This is a genomic window from Sphingomonas sp. PvP055 (genome assembly GCF_040546365.1).
Classification (GTDB): Bacteria; Pseudomonadota; Alphaproteobacteria; order Sphingomonadales; family Sphingomonadaceae; genus Sphingomonas; species Sphingomonas echinoides_A.
The window spans coordinates 2494897-2511219 of sequence record NZ_JBEPNS010000001.1; the positions used below are offsets into that span (position 1 = coordinate 2494897).

General features: G+C 67.3%; 11 protein-coding genes. 4 read left to right on the plus strand and 7 right to left on the minus strand.

Translation table 11 applies throughout. The features are described from left to right. Positions 1-711 precede the first annotated feature (711 nt). Entirely contained in the window at positions 712-975 is a 264-nt protein-coding gene (locus ABIC16_RS11790; protein WP_277971081.1) for a hypothetical protein, read from the plus strand. 23 nt (positions 976-998) lie between these two features. Here the strand turns inward: ABIC16_RS11790 and ABIC16_RS11795 are convergent, their stop codons facing one another. The 4 genes from ABIC16_RS11795 to ABIC16_RS11810 are packed head-to-tail and all read right to left on the minus strand — an operon-like array spanning position 999 to position 7618. Next, positions 999-1736, minus strand: coding sequence for a hypothetical protein (locus tag ABIC16_RS11795; RefSeq protein ID WP_354291253.1), 738 nt, complete (start codon positions 1734-1736; stop codon positions 999-1001). After that, the gene (locus ABIC16_RS11800; protein WP_354291254.1) at positions 1736-3175 is read right to left on the minus strand and encodes an efflux transporter outer membrane subunit; all 1440 of its coding nucleotides are present in this window, start codon (positions 3173-3175) and stop codon (positions 1736-1738) included. The genes ABIC16_RS11795 and ABIC16_RS11800 overlap by 1 nt, the downstream gene beginning before the upstream one ends. Next, on the minus strand, positions 3172-6360 hold the full coding sequence (locus ABIC16_RS11805; protein WP_354291255.1) for an efflux RND transporter permease subunit: 3189 nt from the start codon (positions 6358-6360) through the stop codon (positions 3172-3174). Before ABIC16_RS11805 ends, ABIC16_RS11800 begins: the two co-directional genes overlap by 4 nt. Position 6361: 1 nt before the next feature. Next, positions 6362-7618: an efflux RND transporter periplasmic adaptor subunit gene (locus ABIC16_RS11810; protein ID WP_354291256.1), complete on the minus strand. Its 1257-nt coding sequence runs from the start codon at positions 7616-7618 to the stop codon at positions 6362-6364. 135 nt (positions 7619-7753) lie between these two features. On the opposite strand from ABIC16_RS11810, the gene ABIC16_RS11815 reads away from it, so the two are divergent. Next, positions 7754-8428, plus strand: a complete 675-nt coding sequence (locus ABIC16_RS11815) for a response regulator (protein WP_277971076.1) — start codon at positions 7754-7756, stop codon at positions 8426-8428. Then, a complete protein-coding gene (locus ABIC16_RS11820) occupies positions 8425-9774 on the plus strand; it encodes a sensor histidine kinase (RefSeq protein WP_354291257.1) in 1350 nt (449 codons plus the stop codon). Before ABIC16_RS11815 ends, ABIC16_RS11820 begins: the two co-directional genes overlap by 4 nt. Here ABIC16_RS11820 and ABIC16_RS11825 read toward each other — a convergent pair. The 3 genes from ABIC16_RS11825 to ABIC16_RS11835 form a co-directional block, all read right to left on the minus strand. Further along, complete coding sequence (locus ABIC16_RS11825) at positions 9752-10819, minus strand: sensor histidine kinase (protein WP_277971074.1); 1068 nt, start codon at positions 10817-10819, stop codon at positions 9752-9754. The two genes, ABIC16_RS11820 and ABIC16_RS11825, sit on opposite strands and share 23 nt — an antisense overlap. 127 nt (positions 10820-10946) lie before the next feature. Continuing rightward, positions 10947-11669, minus strand: coding sequence for a SapC family protein (locus ABIC16_RS11830; RefSeq protein WP_354291258.1), 723 nt, complete (start codon positions 11667-11669; stop codon positions 10947-10949). Then, positions 11666-13243, minus strand: a complete 1578-nt coding sequence (locus ABIC16_RS11835) for a tryptophan halogenase family protein (RefSeq protein WP_354291259.1) — start codon at positions 13241-13243, stop codon at positions 11666-11668. Before ABIC16_RS11835 ends, ABIC16_RS11830 begins: the two co-directional genes overlap by 4 nt. A gap of 186 nt (positions 13244-13429) precedes the next feature. Between ABIC16_RS11835 and ABIC16_RS11840 the strand changes: the two genes are divergently transcribed. Then, on the plus strand, positions 13430-16234 hold the full coding sequence (locus ABIC16_RS11840; protein WP_354291260.1) for a TonB-dependent receptor: 2805 nt from the start codon (positions 13430-13432) through the stop codon (positions 16232-16234). The last annotated feature ends 89 nt before the right edge of the window (positions 16235-16323 follow it).

Below are 16323 nucleotides of genomic sequence, written 5' to 3' on the forward strand. Positions count from 1 at the left end.
TCTGGCGGTACTCTTCGCTTGAGGATCGGCGTCTTTCGAGGGCGCGGCTGCGGCGGAGCTGAATGCGTTCTGCGATACGGTGACGCGCGTCGGTGGGACGGAGGGCGCAGGGCACGGATCGCCATGCCCCCCCTCCCTGGAAGGGGGGGGCGGGGGTGGGTTGGCCCGTGGCTGGGGTCTGGGTTCTCCGCATGCCGACCCACCCCCACCCCCTCCCTTTCAGGGAGGGGAGTTACGGATGATCGGTCCCGAACCGAAGGGCCTCCGGGCGCAACGGTGAGATCTCGCTGTACTCTTCGCTCGAGGATCGGCGTCTTTCGAGGGCGCGGCTGCGGCGGAGCTGAACGCCTTCGGCGTCGTTGGGCGGGGGGCGCAGGGCACGGGTCGCCCTCCCTCCCCTCCCTGGAAGGGAGGGGCCGGGGGTGGGTTGGCCCGTGGCTGGGTCTGTTCTCTCCGCATGCCGACCCACCCCCCGACCCCTCCCTTTCAGGGAGGGGAGTTACGGATGATCGTTCCCGAACCAAGGGGCCATCAGCCTATGGCTGGGCTCTGGGCTTCCCTCATACCGACCCACCCCCTACCCCTCCCTTTCAGGGGGGAGTAACGGACGATCGGTTCCGAACCAAAGCGCCGACGCGCGCGATGTCATCCTAATGTCGACGCGGGCGTAAATGAAATCGCGCGTTAACTAAATCTGCGCTAGGCGGCGCCATGGGCGAAATCGAACGGCAGGTTCCGGCAGGATTGATCGAGCAATGGGCGGTACACCTGCGCCGCCAGCGCTCCCGCGCAGCCGATACGATCTGGCTGATCGATAACGGTTTTTCGATCCACGATGGCAGGAACGGCGTTCCGACCGAAGATGCCTCCGCGCGGGTGCGCGCGGAGCAGGAAGCGGTCGTTGCCGAAGTCAGCGCGCTGCTCGACCAATATGACGCGATCAATCTGCGCGGCTCGCTGTACCAGGCGGACTGAGCCCCGCGCGGCGCAACGTGCGGTCAGGACCCGGACCGTGCGGTCTTCCCGGCAGCGCCTTCGAGCCAGATGCGATCGTGCCCGAGATCGAGCAGGACATCGCGCCCGGCGAACGTCTGCCAGCCGACGACCGGTAGCGCCTCCGCCCCGGCATCGCGCTGGACCCTGAGGTCGATCGGTCGCGCCGCCCCGAGCGTGACCGCGACCTTCGCGCCATCCGCGATCCGGGCGAGGTCCGCCGCAGCCGCGGGAACTTGCACTTCCGCCGTACTGGCGAAGTCGAGGATCGCGGTTTCGCCCGCGATCCCCGCCACGGTCGCGGGCATGGTCCAGCGCCCGTCCGCGCGCGGTGTCAGCGGGATGGCGGTACGCCCGCGCGTCGCCCCGGCGGCTTCGGAGCGGAGCAGCAGACGGATCCGGTGCCGCTTCAGATCGACGTCGATCATATGGTCCAGCATGTCGCGCCCGATCCGCAGATCGACGTCCTTGGGGAGCGTGGCGTCGGACACGATCTTCGCGTCGACGCGCATTTCCTCGGCACCGATCCCGATGTCGATGCGGTCGCGGGCGCGGCGTCTGGCGGTGGCATCGTCGTCGCCCGGCAAGTGCACCTTCTGCGACAGCCGCGCGCTCACCGCGGACACCGCCGCTTGTGGCGCCAGCATCGCGCGGACATGCTCCCGATCGACCCGCGCGGTGAACGTCAGCGTCGCGGCGACGAGAACGATCTTGCTGCTGACGCCGCCGACCAATCCGCCCATCAGGATTCCCCCCGGTTTGCTGGCGCGATCACCCCGCCCCCGACCGCCTGGTACAACGCGACGGTGTCGGCCAGGCGCATCGCGCGCGCCTGAATCAGCAACGCATTCGATTGCGCGCTTGCCGTCGTCGCGTTGAAGACGGTCAGCGTCCCTACCCCGCCAAGCGTCAGTTGCCGCCGCGTGAACGTCAGGTTCTGCGTCGCCGCATCGTTCGCGCGGGTTGCGGCGTCGAGCGCGGTCGCATCGGTGCGGAGCCCCGACAGGCTGTCGGCGACGTCGGCGAAGGCCTGCAACGCGGCGCTGCGATATTGCGCTTTCGCCCCGTCGAGCGCCGCTTCCGCCGCGTGCTGCTGCGCGCGCAAGGCCCCGGCGTGGAACAGCGGTTGCGTCACCCCGCCGAGCAGCGCCCAGAACGGGTTCCCGCTGGCGAACAGGCCGCCGATATCGAGCGCGGTGCTGCCCCCGGTGGCGGTCAGCAGAATGTTGGGCAGACGCGCGGCGATCGCCACGCCGACATCCGCGCCAGCGCCGCGCATCTGCGCTTCGGCGGCGCGGACGTCGGGGCGCGCGGCGACGATCTGCGCGGGCAGTCCGACCGGGAGCGTATCCGGCAGCGTCAGCGTCTCCAGCGCCGGCAAGGGCGGCAGCGGCAGGCCGGGCGCGACGCCGAGCAGCATCGCGATCAGCGTGCGCTGATGATCGCGCTGGCGGATCAGCGGGGGGAGCAACGCCTCGGCGGTTGCCAGCACGGTCTGTTGCGCCGCAACGTCCGCCGCGCCGATATCGCCCAGCCGCTCCCGGCGGTTGAGCAATTGCAGGATGTCGCGATTGCCCGCGATACTGTCGTTCGCCGCGGCGATCTGTGCGGAAAGCGACGCATGCTGGATCACCGCGAGCACGAGGTTGGCGACGATCGTCGAGCGCGCGGCGAGCAGCCGGTCTGCGGCGACCTCCGCCGCCGCGCGCGCGGACCGCGTGCGGTTGCGCGACGCGCCGAACAGGTCGAGCGGATACGTCACCGAGAGCTGCGCGGTGTGCAGCGAGTAGAGCGTCTGGCTGGGATCGGCGAGCGGGCTTTGCAGCGCCTTGGAAACCCGCGCACGCTGGCCCTGGTAGGACAGGTCCGCCTGTGGCTTCCCCGCCCCCGCGACGACGGTCACCTGCGCCTGCGCTTGGCGGAGCGCGGCGTCGGCGGTCGCGAGATCGTTGTTGGCGTGGAGCGCGCGGTCGACCAGCGCGTCGAGCGCGGGATTGCGGAACCGCCGCCACCATTCGGGATCGAGCGCCATGCCCGGCTGGATCGTCTGGTCGACGCCGCTGGTCGCGGTGATCCGTCCGGCCTGGGTCGGCGGCGCGAGCGACAGCGCGGTGGTCGGGTGCTGCGGGCCGACCGTGCAGCCGATCAGCAGCAGCGGGACGGCGATCGATAACCGCTTCATGCCGGTTCTCCCTGCGCCGCACCGGGATGCGGATGATGCCCGACGTCGCGCCCGTGCGCGCCGCGATCTTCCGGCCCGACATGCCGCGAGAAGCGTCCGATCAGCACCGGCAGCACCAGCAGGATCAGGATCGGCGCGAGCCCCATCCCGCCGACCACGACGAGCGCGAGCGGCTTCTGCACTTGGCTGCCGATCCCCGACGAGATGGCGGCGGGCAGCAGCCCGATCGCGGCGGCAAGGCACGTCATCACCACCGGCCGCAGGCTGGTGCGGACCGTGCCTGCCAAGGCCGCGTCGCGATCGAACCCCTGGTCGATATGCTGGTTGAAGGTCGTCACCATCAGGATGCCGTCCATCACCGCGATCCCGAACAGCGCGACGAAGCCGATCGCCGCCGAGATGCTGAACGCCGTGCCGGTCAGCGCGAGCGCGAGCACGCCGCCGATGATCGCCATCGGGATTACGCTGAAGCTGAGCAGCGTGTCGCGGACCGAGGAGAAGTTGGCGTAGAGCAGCACCAGGATCAGCACGAGGCTGATCGGGACGACGATTTCGAGGCGGTTGACCGCGCTGGTCAGGCTGCCCAGTTCGCCCGCCCATTCGAGGCTGTAGCCCGGTGGCAGCGTGATCGTCTTCGCGATCCGCGCCTGCACCTCGTCCACCGTGCCGCCGAGATCGCGTCCGCGCACGCTGAACTTGATCGGGACGTAGCGTTCCTGATGCTCGCGGTAGATGAACGAGGCACCGGTCGTCAGGCGAACGTTCGCGACTTCGGACAGCGGCACCTGGACCGACCCGGTCCCGGTCGGCGACGGTGCGCCGATCGTGATGCGGCGGAGCGCCTCGAGGCTGTCGCGCTGCGCGTCCTTCAACCGCACGACGATCGGGAAGTGCCGGTCGGTGCCGCGCTCGTACAGGTCGCCGCCGCTTTGCCCGCCGATCGACGCCGCGACCGCGGTGTTGATGTCGTCCGGGGTCAGGCCGTAGCGCGCCGCCGCGCCGCGATCGATGTCGATCTGGACGGTCGGCTGGCCGAGCGAATTGGAGATGCCGAGATCGGCGACCCCGCGCACCTTCGCCATCTGATCGCGGATCTGCTCCGCCAGATGCTGCAGCGTCGGGAGGTCGGGGCCGAACACCTTGACCGAATTGGCGCCCTTCACCCCGGACGAGGCTTCCTCGACATTGTCCTGGATGTATTGCGAGAATTCGAAGTCGACGCCGGGGAAGCGCGCGTGCAGCCGGTGTTGCAACTCGGCGGTCAGCGTTTCCTTGGTGACGCCCGCGGGCCATTGGTCGGCGGGTTTCAGCGGCGTGTAGAATTCGGCGTTGAAGAAGCCGGTCGCGTCGGTGCCGTCGTCGGGGCGGCCATGCGTCGAGATGACGCGTTGCACTTCCGGATAGGCGGCGATCATGTCGCGGATCGCGTTGACGGAGGGTTGCCCCGCCTCGAGCGAGATCGACCCCGGCAGCGACGCGCGGATATAAAGGTTGCCCTCCTCGAGATGCGGCAGGAACTCGACCCCGAGCGAACGCATCCCGACCAGCGCGGTGACGAGCAGCAACGCCGCGCCGCCGAGCGTGACGATCCGGTTGGACAGCGCGAACGCGGCCGCCGGCTCATAGACCGCGCGGAGCTTGCGCACGACCCAGGTCTCGACCTCGTCGAGCGAGTCCGGGAGGAGCAGTGCGGACAGCACCGGCGACACCGTAAAGGTCGCGATCAGCCCGCCCGCGATCGCATAGGCATAGGTCTTCGCCATCGGGCCGAAGATGTGGCCCTCGACCCCGGTCAGCGTGAACAGCGGGATGAAGCTCGCGATGATGATCGCTGCGGCGAAGAAGATCCCGCGGCTGACTTCGCTCGACCCGTGGAGGATCGCGGAGAAGCGGCTTGCAGGCGTTGCGTGGGTATGGCCGCTGTCGATCGCGGCGGAGCGTTCGACCATGTGGCGGAAGATGTTCTCGACCATGATGACGCTGGCATCCACCACCAGCCCGAAATCGAGCGCACCGAGCGACAGCAGATTGGCGGATTCGCCCTGCACCGTCAGGATCATCACCGCGAACGCGAGCGCGAACGGGATGGTCAGCGCGACGATCACCGCGCTGCGCAAATTGCCGAGGAACAGCCACTGGAGCACGAAGATCAGCAAGATCCCCTCGACCAGATTGTGCATCACGGTGTGGGTGGTCACGCCGATCAGCTCGGACCGGTCGTAGATCCGTTCGAGCTTGACGCCGGGGGGCAGGATGGCGCTCGCGTTGATCGTCTCGACTTCTTTCTGGACTGCGTTGATCGTCGGCATCGACTGCGCACCGCGCTGCATCAGCACGATCCCCATGACGATGTCGTCGTCCAGCCCCTCGCCCGCGATGCCGAGCCGCGGGGCATTGCCGATCCGGAGCGTCGCGACGTCCTTGACCAGCACGGGGTTGCCCGCGTTGGTCGCGACCAGCGCATTGCGGATCGCGTCGGTCGACTGGATCAGCCCGACGCCGCGGACGATCGCCGCTTGCGACCCGAAGTTGATCGTCTGCGCGCCGACGTTGCTGTCGCCCTTGCCGATCGCGGCGAGCACTTGCGCCACGGTCACGCCGTGCGCGACCATCCGGTCGTTGTCGACCACCACCTCATAGGTGCGCAACTTGCCGCCCCAGCCGGTCACGTCCGCGACGCCGGGAATGCGCTTGAACCGGCGTTGCAGCACCCAATCCTGCAGCGTCTTGAGGTCCATCACCGAATAGCCCTTGGGCGCGCTGATGCGGTAGCGGTAGATTTCGCCGATCGGGCTGGTCGGCGAGATTTGCGGCTGCGCGCCGCCCGGCAAATTGCCGAGCTGCGACAGGCGCCCCAGCACTTTCTGCTCGGCGCCGGCGAAGGTATAGTCGTAGCTGAACTGGATCCGGATGTCGGACAGGCCGAACAGCGAGATCGAGCGGACGGCGGTGATATGCGGGACGCCCGCCATCGCCACTTCGATCGGGATCGTGACGTTGCGTTCCATCTCCTCGGCGGAGATGCCGTTGCTCTGCGTCAGCACCTCGACCATCGGGGGAACCGGATCGGGATAGGCCTCGATGTTGAGATTATAGAAGGCGATCCCCCCGGCCAGGATCAACCCGACCAGCAGCATCAGGATGAGGACGCGCTGGCGCAGCGCGAAACCGACGATGCCGTTCACGTCAGAGTCCTGCTTCGTTGACGAACAGCGCGCCGGACGTGACGATCCGCTCGCCCGGTTTCAGACCCGCGACGATGTGATCGACCCCGCCGCTGCTGTCCGCGACCTGGACCGGACGCGCGTAGAGATAGCCCTTGGGTCCGGCGACCCACACGGTCGCCTTGTCGCCTTCGTGGATCACCGCGTCGGCGGGGACGTAGATCCCGGTCGGTTCGCCGCTGCGCTGCTCGATCGTGAAGTTCGCGAACATCTGCGGTTTGAGCGCAGTGTCGTCGTTGCGTACGGTCGCGCGGACCGGGAGGCGGTGCGTCGCGGGATCGAGCGCGGCGCCGATATTGTCGATCACCGCGTCGAACACGCGACCGGGATAGGCTGGCGTGGTGACGCGGACATGGTCGCCAAGATGGACGCTCGCGGCATCGCCCTCGGCAAGCTGTGCGATCAGCCAGACGCGGCTTGCGTCGGCGATCGTCATCAGCGGCTTGTCCCCGCCCGCGGTGACATACTGCCCGGGCGCGACGTCGCGCGTCGCGATCGTTCCGGCGACCGGCGCGCGGTACACGGTCTGCGACGAAATCGCATCGCCGCCCGCCTGGATCCCGCGGATCTCGGTCGCGCCCTTCCCCAGCAACGATAGTTTGTCGCGCGTCGCCGCCAGCGCGGCGTCGGCGGAGCGGAGCGCGGACTGTGCGGTCACCAGATCGCTTTGCGCCTGGCGGTAATCCTTGAGCGCGCCGCCCGCGGTCTGGTAGATTGCAGCCTGGCGGGTCGCGGTATCCTGCGCGATGCGGACCTGCGCGGCGGCGGTCGCGCGCTGGGCGCTGGCGGTGAGGAACTGGTCGCGCGCCTCGACGAAATCAGGGGACGCGATCCGCAGCAACGGCTGCCCGCGCACAACCTTCTGCCCGGCCTGGACGAACACTGCCGCGACTTGCCCCGAGAAGGGAAGCAGCACCGGCGTGCTGCTGTCGCCATTGACCGCGATCGTCCCGGTTGCCTGGATCCCGCCGACCGCGGACCCGTCGCGCACGGTCATCAGCTTCATCGCGGCAAGCTGGTCGCGCGTCGGTGCGAAGGACCCGGCGGGGGCGGCGTGCGTCACGGGTTCGGCGGGCTTGGTCGCGGCGCGGATGATCGCCACCAGCACGAAGATCGCAATGATGATCAGGGCGGCGATCCCCAGCAGCCGAAATTGTGCGCGGCGGTCCAGCTTGGTTGGGGTCGGCAGAACAATTGCGTGGTCGGTCGTCGCCGTCATCTCGATGTCAAACTCGCTTGCGAGGCATGTCGTCGCGGCGCACTAGGAGGCTTGGCTTACAGCAGGCTTACAGACCTATTTTTACCCGAAAGGTTTCTGCAAGAGCGGGTTGGCAGGAAAGTCCGGGGCAAGACGATGCGGTTGTTGATGGTGGAAGACGATCGCGAGCTGGCCGAGGCGCTCGCCGCCGCGCTCACGCGGCGGGGCATTGCCAGCGACCATGCGGCGACCGCCGGGGACGCGTTGCAGATGGCCGCCGCGGCCCGGTACAGCGCTGTCGTCCTCGATCTCGGCTTGCCCGATGCGGACGGGATGGAAGTCCTGCGGAGCTTGCGGGCGCGGCATGATCCCGTCCCCGTCATCATCCTGACCGCGCGCGGGGATACCGCCGCCCGGATCGGCGGGCTCGATCACGGCGCCGACGATTATCTGGCCAAGCCGTTCGACGTCGAGGAACTGGTGGCGCGGCTCCGCGCGGTCCTGCGGCGGCAGGGCGGGTTCGCGGGGACGGAACTCGCGGTCGGGAATCTGCGGTTCGATCCGTCGGCGCGGGCGCTGACGGTCGAGGGTCAGGCCGTGCTGTTGTCCGCGCGCGAACTCGACCTGGTCGACGTGCTGTTGCGCCGGTCGGGGCGGGTCGTGGTCAAGGCGACGATCGAGGACCAGCTGTTCGGCTTGTCGGAGTCGCTCGGATCGAACGCGGTGGAAGTCTATGTCCATCGCCTGCGCCGGAAACTGGAACAGGCGGGTGCGACGATCGTGATCGAGACGATCCGCGGGGTCGGCTATATGCTGCGCGCGGCGGCATGAAGATCGGCTGGCCGCGGTCGCTGATCGCGCGGATCCTGCTTCTGGAAGGCGGCGCGATCCTGTTGGTGCTGGTGCTGATCCCGTTGCTGACCGGATCGGTGCTGCATCGGACCAAGGCGGTCTATCAGAAGGAACTGCTCGTTTCGCAGGCGCAGGCGATCGCGGCGGAGGTGACGGTGGCGGCGTCTCCCGGGCGCGTGCTGCTCCCCCCAGCGCTCGAGGCGCTGTACGCGGGCACCTATGACGGCCGGGCTTTCGCCATTCTCGGCGCTTCGGGCCGCAGAGTGATGGCCAGTCCCCACGCCGGCGACGTCCCCTGGAGGGTCGTTCCCAGAGGGCGCGCGCCGCAAGCGGTCAAGCGCGGCAGTTACGTCATGGTCAGCGTGCCGGTGCGGGTCGGCGCGACGCCGTTGTGGATCCTGGTGTCGCAGGACGAAACGCGTCCGGGGGCGATCACCGACGATATCACCCGCAGCTTCCTCACCCGCTATCTCGCGGTGTTGCTACCGATCCTGCTGCTGCTCCCGCTCGTCAACAGCGTGCTGATCGCGCTGCTGGTGCGCACCGTGCGGACCGTGTCGGCCAGCGCCGCCGCGATCGGTCCGCGCAGTTTGCATGTCCGGCTGCCCGATGCGGGCTTGCCGACCGAAGTGCGTCCGCTGGTCGAGGCGACCAACGGCCTGATCGAACGATTGGAGCAAAGCTTCGCCGCGCAGGCGGAATTCGTCGGGAACGTCGTCCACGAACTGCGCACCCCGCTGGCGACGCTGCGCATTCAGCTCGATTCGGTTGGGGACGACAGGTTGCGTACTGCCCTGCTCGCGCAAACGGACCGTGTCTCGCACGTCGTGTCGCAACTCCACGATCTGGCGCGCGCGGACGCGATCCTGGGGGAAGACCTGCTTGCGGTCGACCTGGTCGCGGTCGCGCACGAGACGCTGAGCGAGGCTGCCGCGAAAATGCTGGCAAGCCAGCACCCGGTGACGCTCGACGCTCCGGCCGAACCGGTCTGGGTGCGCGGAAACCGTGTTTTGCTGACGATCGCGCTGTCGAATTTCCTGACCAATGCCGTCCGCCACACGCCCGCCGGAACATCGATCGAAATCGCGGTCGACCCTGCCGGTGCACTGATCGTCACCGATCACGGGCCGGGGATTACGGTCATGGACCGCAGCTTGCTGACCCAGCGGTTCTGGCGGGCCGACCACAAGCGTTCCGACAGTGCCGGGATCGGCCTGTCGATCGTTCAGCGGATCGTCGACCTGCACGACGGCCATCTGGACATTGGCGATGGCCCCGGCGGCGGGGCGCGCTTCGCCATGGTCATTCCACTGGCTGCGGGATAGCCCACGTCCGGTCCCGCGGTGCCTCGCCCGCCGATCCGTCGCCGAGCGGTTTGCGGGTTGCGGTCGGGAAGGCGAATTGCAAGGTCGCGACGGTCGTGCCCGAGATGCGCGCATAGGCGATCGTTCCGTCGAGCTGGTTCGCCAGCATCACCAGCAGGCTGCGCCCGCGACGGCCCTTGGCCTCGCCTCCGCTGAACCCCGCGCCGTTGTCGGTCACGATCAGCTCGACGCAATCGGGGCGAAAAGTGTGCCGGTGCAGATACAGCAGGACTTCGCCGCCATGGTGATCCGGGAACGCGTGTTTGCGGACGTTCGTCAGCATTTCATTCGTGATGAGGCCGAGGAGGCTCAGCGTGCGGATCGGCAGGCGGAGTGTCTCGTCGATGTCGGTGCGCAGCGAAATCGAACCGAGGCTGAGGGTGGAGAGCTGCAGGTCGTCGCAGAGGTCGAGGAGGAACTGGCGGGCGGCGACGGCGTCCTGGGTATCCCGGTCGCGGACTTCCAGCCGCTGATACACCCGGCCCAGCACGACCAGCCGACCGCTGATGTCCGCCAGAACCGCGCGCGCTTCCGGGCTGGTCGCGTCGCTCGCCTTGATCGCGGCCATCGATACCATGATCGACAGATCGTTCGACAGCCGGTGCGCGAGTTCGGAATGCGCCACACTGCGCCATTCGGCGACGTTCCGGCTGGCTTCGGCTTCCGCCGCCAGCGCCGCGGAAAGCGTATCCCGGCGGCCGACATACCACGCCATGATCGCCCCGGTGGCGATCACCGCGATCAGGCCCATCGCATGATCCGGATCGCTGACCGCAAACCCCTCGCCCGGGAGGATGAAGGCCAGTTCGAGCGCGCCGACCGCAACCGCGACCGCGGTCGGCATCCGCCCGCCGAAGAACGCGATGATGGCGAACGCGAGGCACGTCATCGCGAAGGTCGGCGCGGCATTGTTGGGCGCGGCAAGCGTGCACCCGGTGATGACCATCGAGACGAAAACGATCGCGAGGATCGTCGCGACGATGGCACGAACCCAGCGGGACGTCATGACCAATCCTCCAAGCAACAACGGAACACGAAACGTCGTGCCGGTAACGCGATCGTTCCCGCATCGCCGTCTGTCGTCGCTAGTAGGGGTGGCTTACACCGACCTTACGGGTGGGCTGCCAAAGGGATTATTCGGCAAGCGCCAGGGTGAAGGCCTCAATCGCGCGCAACCCTGCGGCGTTGTGCAATTGCCGCAAGCGTTCGACCTGCGCGTGCGATGCCGCGATCACCGCGGCGGGCGCGAGACGGTCCGCCCGGTGCATCGCGACCACCGTCGCGTCGTCGAGGTTCGCCAGCGCATCCTCGTCGAGGCCGTAGAGACCGCCGATGGCATGTTCATGCCCGTCGGCGTGGCGCAGCACGAGCGACAACGGGCGGATCAGCCGCTGCTGCGCGTACCCGTCCACCAACGTCTGCGCGGCTGCGACGTCGGCGACGACCGCGTTCAGCGCGTCGTGGGTCGTCTCCAGGAACGACGCGGGGGTGCGATCGGCTGCGAACAGCGCTTGTCCGCGCGTGCCGACCGCGGCATCCGCCTCGTCGAGCGCCAGCCCCGCCGCCCCGCCCGCATCGAGCCGGAACGCCGTGAGTGACGCCGCGCGCGGCAGGTAGGTCAGCTGCATCGCGTCATTGTACCAGAACAGGTTGCGCGGCTCGATCAGGCCGAACAGCGCGATCAGGTTGAACCGGCCGGTCTGCGCGTCCTTGACCAGGAACAGCGGCATATCCGCCGCCGCGAGCGCGATCTCCGACACGCCGATCTGACAGAATTGCCGCACCGCCGCCCCGGCCACGGGATCGACGTGGACGGCGTGATGCCGGGCGGGGTCCAGCGCGACCAGGCGGGTCATACCGCCTGCAACCCGTGTTCGCGGATCGCGCGAAGCAACGTGCGATGGCGCGGCATCTGCGCCACGGCATCCCCGCGCATCCGCTCCATCCGCCCGATCCAGCGGCGCGCAAGCGCGGCGTCGGGGGATGTCGCGGGCACCACAGGGTACTGCGTCTCGAACCCCATGCCGTGGAGGACATATTGGTAGCTCGGCCAGGAGAACACTTCGCGGGCGTGCGCGAAATCCTGCGGTGCGGGCGGATGCTGCCGCCAGAGCTCGAGCCGTTCCTTCAACGAATCCGGGATCGATTCCAGCGCGGCATTGTCGCGCCAGAAGGCGGTGTCGGTCCGCTTGGTGATCGCATAATGGAGTTTGAGGAACTCGATGATCCGGTCCCAGTGATGGCGGAACGAGTCGTTGAACTGGCGCGCGGCGACGTCCATCGCGGAGCGGGTCCGCGGCAGGCGATCCGCGATCGCGTCCATCGACGCCTCGACCAGCATCAGCGCGGAGGCTTCGAGCGGTTCGAGGAACCCGGCGGACAGGCCGACCGCGACGCAGTTCTTCTCCCAGAACCGCGCGCGGTGCCCCGCCTCGATCGTGATCCGCCGCGTCGACAGTTGCTCGGCTTGCGGCCCGACATAGGCGCGCAAAGCGGCTTCGGCGGCATCGTCGTCGATGTGCGCGCTGCTGTAGACATAGCCGGTGCCACGACGCGCCCACAGCCCGATGTCCCAGAACCACCCCGCGTCCGACGCGGTCGAGACGGTGTGGCTGGTGATCGGCGCGTCTTCGGTCAGATACGGCACCTGCATCGCGATCGCGCGGTCCGCGAACAGCACGTCGTTGCAGGGGCGGAACGGGACGCCGTAGACCTTGCCGATCAGCAGCGCCGCGAAACCGGTGCAATCGATAAACAGATCGCCCGCAATGCTGCGTCCGTCGGCCAGCTCCAGCGAGGCGATATCGCCATTGTCGGCCATCACCACATTGGTAACGTCCCCGACGACATGCTCGACGCCCAGGCGATTGACCGCATGGTCGTGGAGCAAGGTCGCGAATTTCCCCGCGTCGAGATGATAGGCATAGTTCGCGACCCCGCCGAACTCCGGCGCGGTGATCGTCTTGGGGGCGAGCCCAGCATCGCACAGCGCCTGCTGGAAATCGGCCCAGTCGGCGAAATCGCGATCGGGCGTATCCGCCAGCGCCTGCTGCCAGTGCGGCGACAAGTTGAGGTCCGCCGCGCCCGCGGGCGGATTGAGCGGGTGATAATACGCGTCGCGCGGCGATCCGTCCTTCCAGCCGACGAAGCGCGCGCCCTGTTTGAAGGCGGCGTCGCACGAGCGGAGGAATTCGGTTTCGCCGATCCCGATCTTGGCGAGCGTGTTGCGCATCGTCGGCCACGTTCCCTCGCCGACGCCGATCGTCGGGACGGTGGCGGATTCGACCAGTTTGACGACGATATCGTCCGATCCGCGCGCGCCTTTCGCGGCGAGCCGATTGGCCGCGATCCAACCCGCGGATCCCCCGCCGACGACTACGATCGTCCGGATGATGCCCGGAATGCTGTCCGTTTGCTGCTGCTTTTGCATGCGCTCTCCCTGCCCCGCTTATGCCGCAGATCAGAGGCTGCGAATAGACCTTGATATATCGGACAAATGAAATATGGAGGCTCCATCATATTCGCGCAGAATGATGCGAAATGAGCAGACAAGGGGAGAGGATATATGTCGGACTTTTCGCGGACCACGGTTTTTGACCGGCGGGTTGCCACACTGATGGGTGGGACTGCCGTCGCCGCTCTGGCGATGCTGACCGCTGCCATGCCAGCGCAGGCGCAGGTTCAGCAAGCGCCGCAGACCGAACTTCCCGCAGACTCTGCCACCGCCTCCTCGGTTCCGCCATCGCTCGCGCAGGACAACGCCGGGACGGACATCGTCGTTACCGGTATCCGCGGCAGTCTCGCCTCCTCGGCTGCGCAGAAGCGCAATTCCTCGGGCATTCTCGATGCGATCTCGTCCGAAGATCTCGGCAAGTTCCCGGATGCCAACGTCGCCGAATCGCTCCAGCGTATTCCGGGCGTCGCGATCGACCGCAGCAGCGGCGAAGGCCAGTCCGTTACCGTCCGCGGTCTCGGGCCAGCGTTCAACACCGTGCTGTTCAACGGTCGCAGCTTCGCCTCCGACAATTACAGCCGCGCCTTCTCGTTCGACCTCATCCCGGCCGAGCTGATCAGCGGCGCGCAGGTCTACAAGAGCACGCAGGCGCCGCTGCAGGGCGGCGGCATCGGCGCGACGATCAACGTCCAGACCCCGCGTCCGCTCGACCTCAAGAAGTTCAAGGGCGTGTTCAGCGCCAAGGGCCTGTACGAAAAGAACAGCGAGAAGTTCACCCCGCAGCTGTTCGGCCTGCTCAGCGACACGTTCGCGGATGGCCGGATCGGCGTGCTCGCGTCGCTGTCCTATCAGAAGCGCATCGCCTCGATCGACTCGATCTCCACCGGGGGCTACATCCCCGGCACGTCGGTCGGCGCGAACAGTGCGCCGATATACACGAACGTCTATGCGCCGCGTAACCAGGACATTTCCAACACCGTCGATCGTCGCTCGCGCCTCGGCGCGACGCTGGTCGGGCAATATGCCCCGACCGACACGCTCACGCTGACCGTCGACGGCTTGTACAACCGGTTCAAGAGCGACCAGACCACGCGCGGCCTCGGCAGCTGGTTCGAGCCTTCCAGCTACACCGACGCAACAATCGATTCCAACCGGTCGATTATTGGCCTGACGACGAACGGCAACGCCGACTTCATCTCGTCGGGCAGCGTTCGCGAGACGACGACCTACGAATTCGGCGGCAACGTCGAGTGGAAGCCGAGTGACACCGTCAAGGTCGTGCTCGACGCGACGCAATCGCGCGCGAAGAACAAGGGTGGCGGCCAGGGCTATTTCGCGGTCATCGGCGCAGCGACGCCGTACAGCTTCACCGCGGGCGAGAATGGCGGAATCCCGTCGACCTTCGGCTACCGGGCGGATGCTCTCACGAACCCGGCGTTCGGCAAGACCCATATCGCTGGCGTCAGCGGCAATGACGTAACCGAAAAGGTTACCGAATATCGCCTGAACACCGAGTGGAAGGCGGATTCGGGCGCGCTGAAGACGTTGCGCTTCGGCCTGATGCGGACCTCGCGCGACAAACAGAACGTGCCGGTCACGTCCGATCCCAACGTCGGTTGCGTCTATTGCGGCTATTCGACCTTCGCCGATCCGTCGCTGCTGTCGCCGTTCACGATCGGGTCGTTCAACCCGAGCCGGTTGCCGACGACGTTCCTCACCTTCGATCCGCGTGCGTATCTGAATTTCCTCACCAGCCCGGCGGCCACGGCGGCGCTGGACCGCGCCCGCGGGAACGCGCCGGGGACGACGGCTGCGCTGTATGCGGCGTCGAACGGCTATGCCGCGACCGCCCAGCCTTCGACGCGCGTCAAGGAGACGGTCTACGCAGGCTATGCCGACGTCGACTTCGAGGGCACGCTTGGCGGCGTTCCGTGGTTCGTCAACGTCGGTGCGCGCTACGAGCACACCGAGCTGCGATCGTTCGGGCAGCAGTTGCAGTTGACCGATCTGTTGCCGGTTGTGGGCGATCCGACTATCTACAACGGTGTCTTCGCCAACAACCGCCAGACGGTCGCGGTCGACAAGCAGTCCACCTACAACACGTTCCTGCCCAACCTGAACGTGCGCGTGAACATCGCGCCGAAGTTCCAGGCGCGCTTCGCGGCCTATAAGTCGCTCACGCGTCCGGCGATCAACGATCTCGCGCCGAACCTCAACTACGATACGCTCCGTCCGGCAACGCTCACCGCAAGCGGTGGCAACCCCGATCTGAAGCCCTATCGCGCGACCAACTTCGATCTGTCGTTCGAATATTATCCGACCCGGACGACGACGCTGTCGGCGGCGGTGTTCTTCAAGACCATCGACGACTTCATCGTCCAGACCTTCGCGCCGGAGACGTTCACGATCGCCAACGCCGGGAACTTGCCGGTCGGCGGCCTGATCATCAGCCCGACCACCGCGCGGTTCAGCGTGCGGCGTCCGCGCAACGCGACCGCGCTCGACATCCGCGGGCTGGAGCTCAACCTCGTCCATACGCTCGACTGGGCGCCTGGCGTGTTGAGCGGGTTCGGCGTGCAGGCGAATGCGACCTTCGTCAGCACCAACCGCAATTTCGACGTGACGCAGATCGGCCAGTCGTTCGCGGCGGAAGGCATCGGCAATTCGCAGAACGCGACCGTGTTCTACGAAAAGTACGGTCTGTCGGCCCGCATCGCCTACAACCGGCGTGAGCGGTTCCTGCAGACGCTGGCGGGCGGCCCCGGCAACGAACCCGTGTTCGTGCGGACGTACGGGCAGTTCGACGGCAGCATCTCCTATGCGGTCAACAAGACCGCGCAGGTCTTCATCGAAGGCACCAACCTGTTCAACGCGAAGTACATCACGACGGGTCGCTTCGATAACCAGCTGCTCAACTATCAGAACTTCGGACCGCGCTACGACATCGGCTTCCGACTTAACTTCTAAGGCCGAGAGCTCGATCGCCGACTTCTCGACCATCGTCTCCGGTGCGCATCGCCGCACCGGAGACATTTGCGTTTGACGTGCGGTTCTCC

Coding starts and splice junctions, on each gene's coding strand:
- ABIC16_RS11790 (WP_277971081.1), top strand. CDS start 712: ATGGGCGAAATCGAACGGCAGGTTCCGGCAGGATTGATCGAGCAATGG.
- ABIC16_RS11795 (WP_354291253.1), bottom strand. CDS start 1,736: ATGGGCGGATTGGTCGGCGGCGTCAGCAGCAAGATCGTTCTCGTCGCC.
- ABIC16_RS11800 (WP_354291254.1), bottom strand. CDS start 3,175: ATGAAGCGGTTATCGATCGCCGTCCCGCTGCTGCTGATCGGCTGCACG.
- ABIC16_RS11810 (WP_354291256.1), bottom strand. CDS start 7,618: ATGACGGCGACGACCGACCACGCAATTGTTCTGCCGACCCCAACCAAG.
- ABIC16_RS11815 (WP_277971076.1), top strand. CDS start 7,754: ATGCGGTTGTTGATGGTGGAAGACGATCGCGAGCTGGCCGAGGCGCTC.
- ABIC16_RS11820 (WP_354291257.1), top strand. CDS start 8,425: ATGAAGATCGGCTGGCCGCGGTCGCTGATCGCGCGGATCCTGCTTCTG.
- ABIC16_RS11825 (WP_277971074.1), bottom strand. CDS start 10,819: ATGACGTCCCGCTGGGTTCGTGCCATCGTCGCGACGATCCTCGCGATC.
- ABIC16_RS11830 (WP_354291258.1), bottom strand. CDS start 11,669: ATGACCCGCCTGGTCGCGCTGGACCCCGCCCGGCATCACGCCGTCCAC.
- ABIC16_RS11835 (WP_354291259.1), bottom strand. CDS start 13,243: ATGCAAAAGCAGCAGCAAACGGACAGCATTCCGGGCATCATCCGGACG.
- ABIC16_RS11840 (WP_354291260.1), top strand. CDS start 13,430: ATGGGTGGGACTGCCGTCGCCGCTCTGGCGATGCTGACCGCTGCCATG.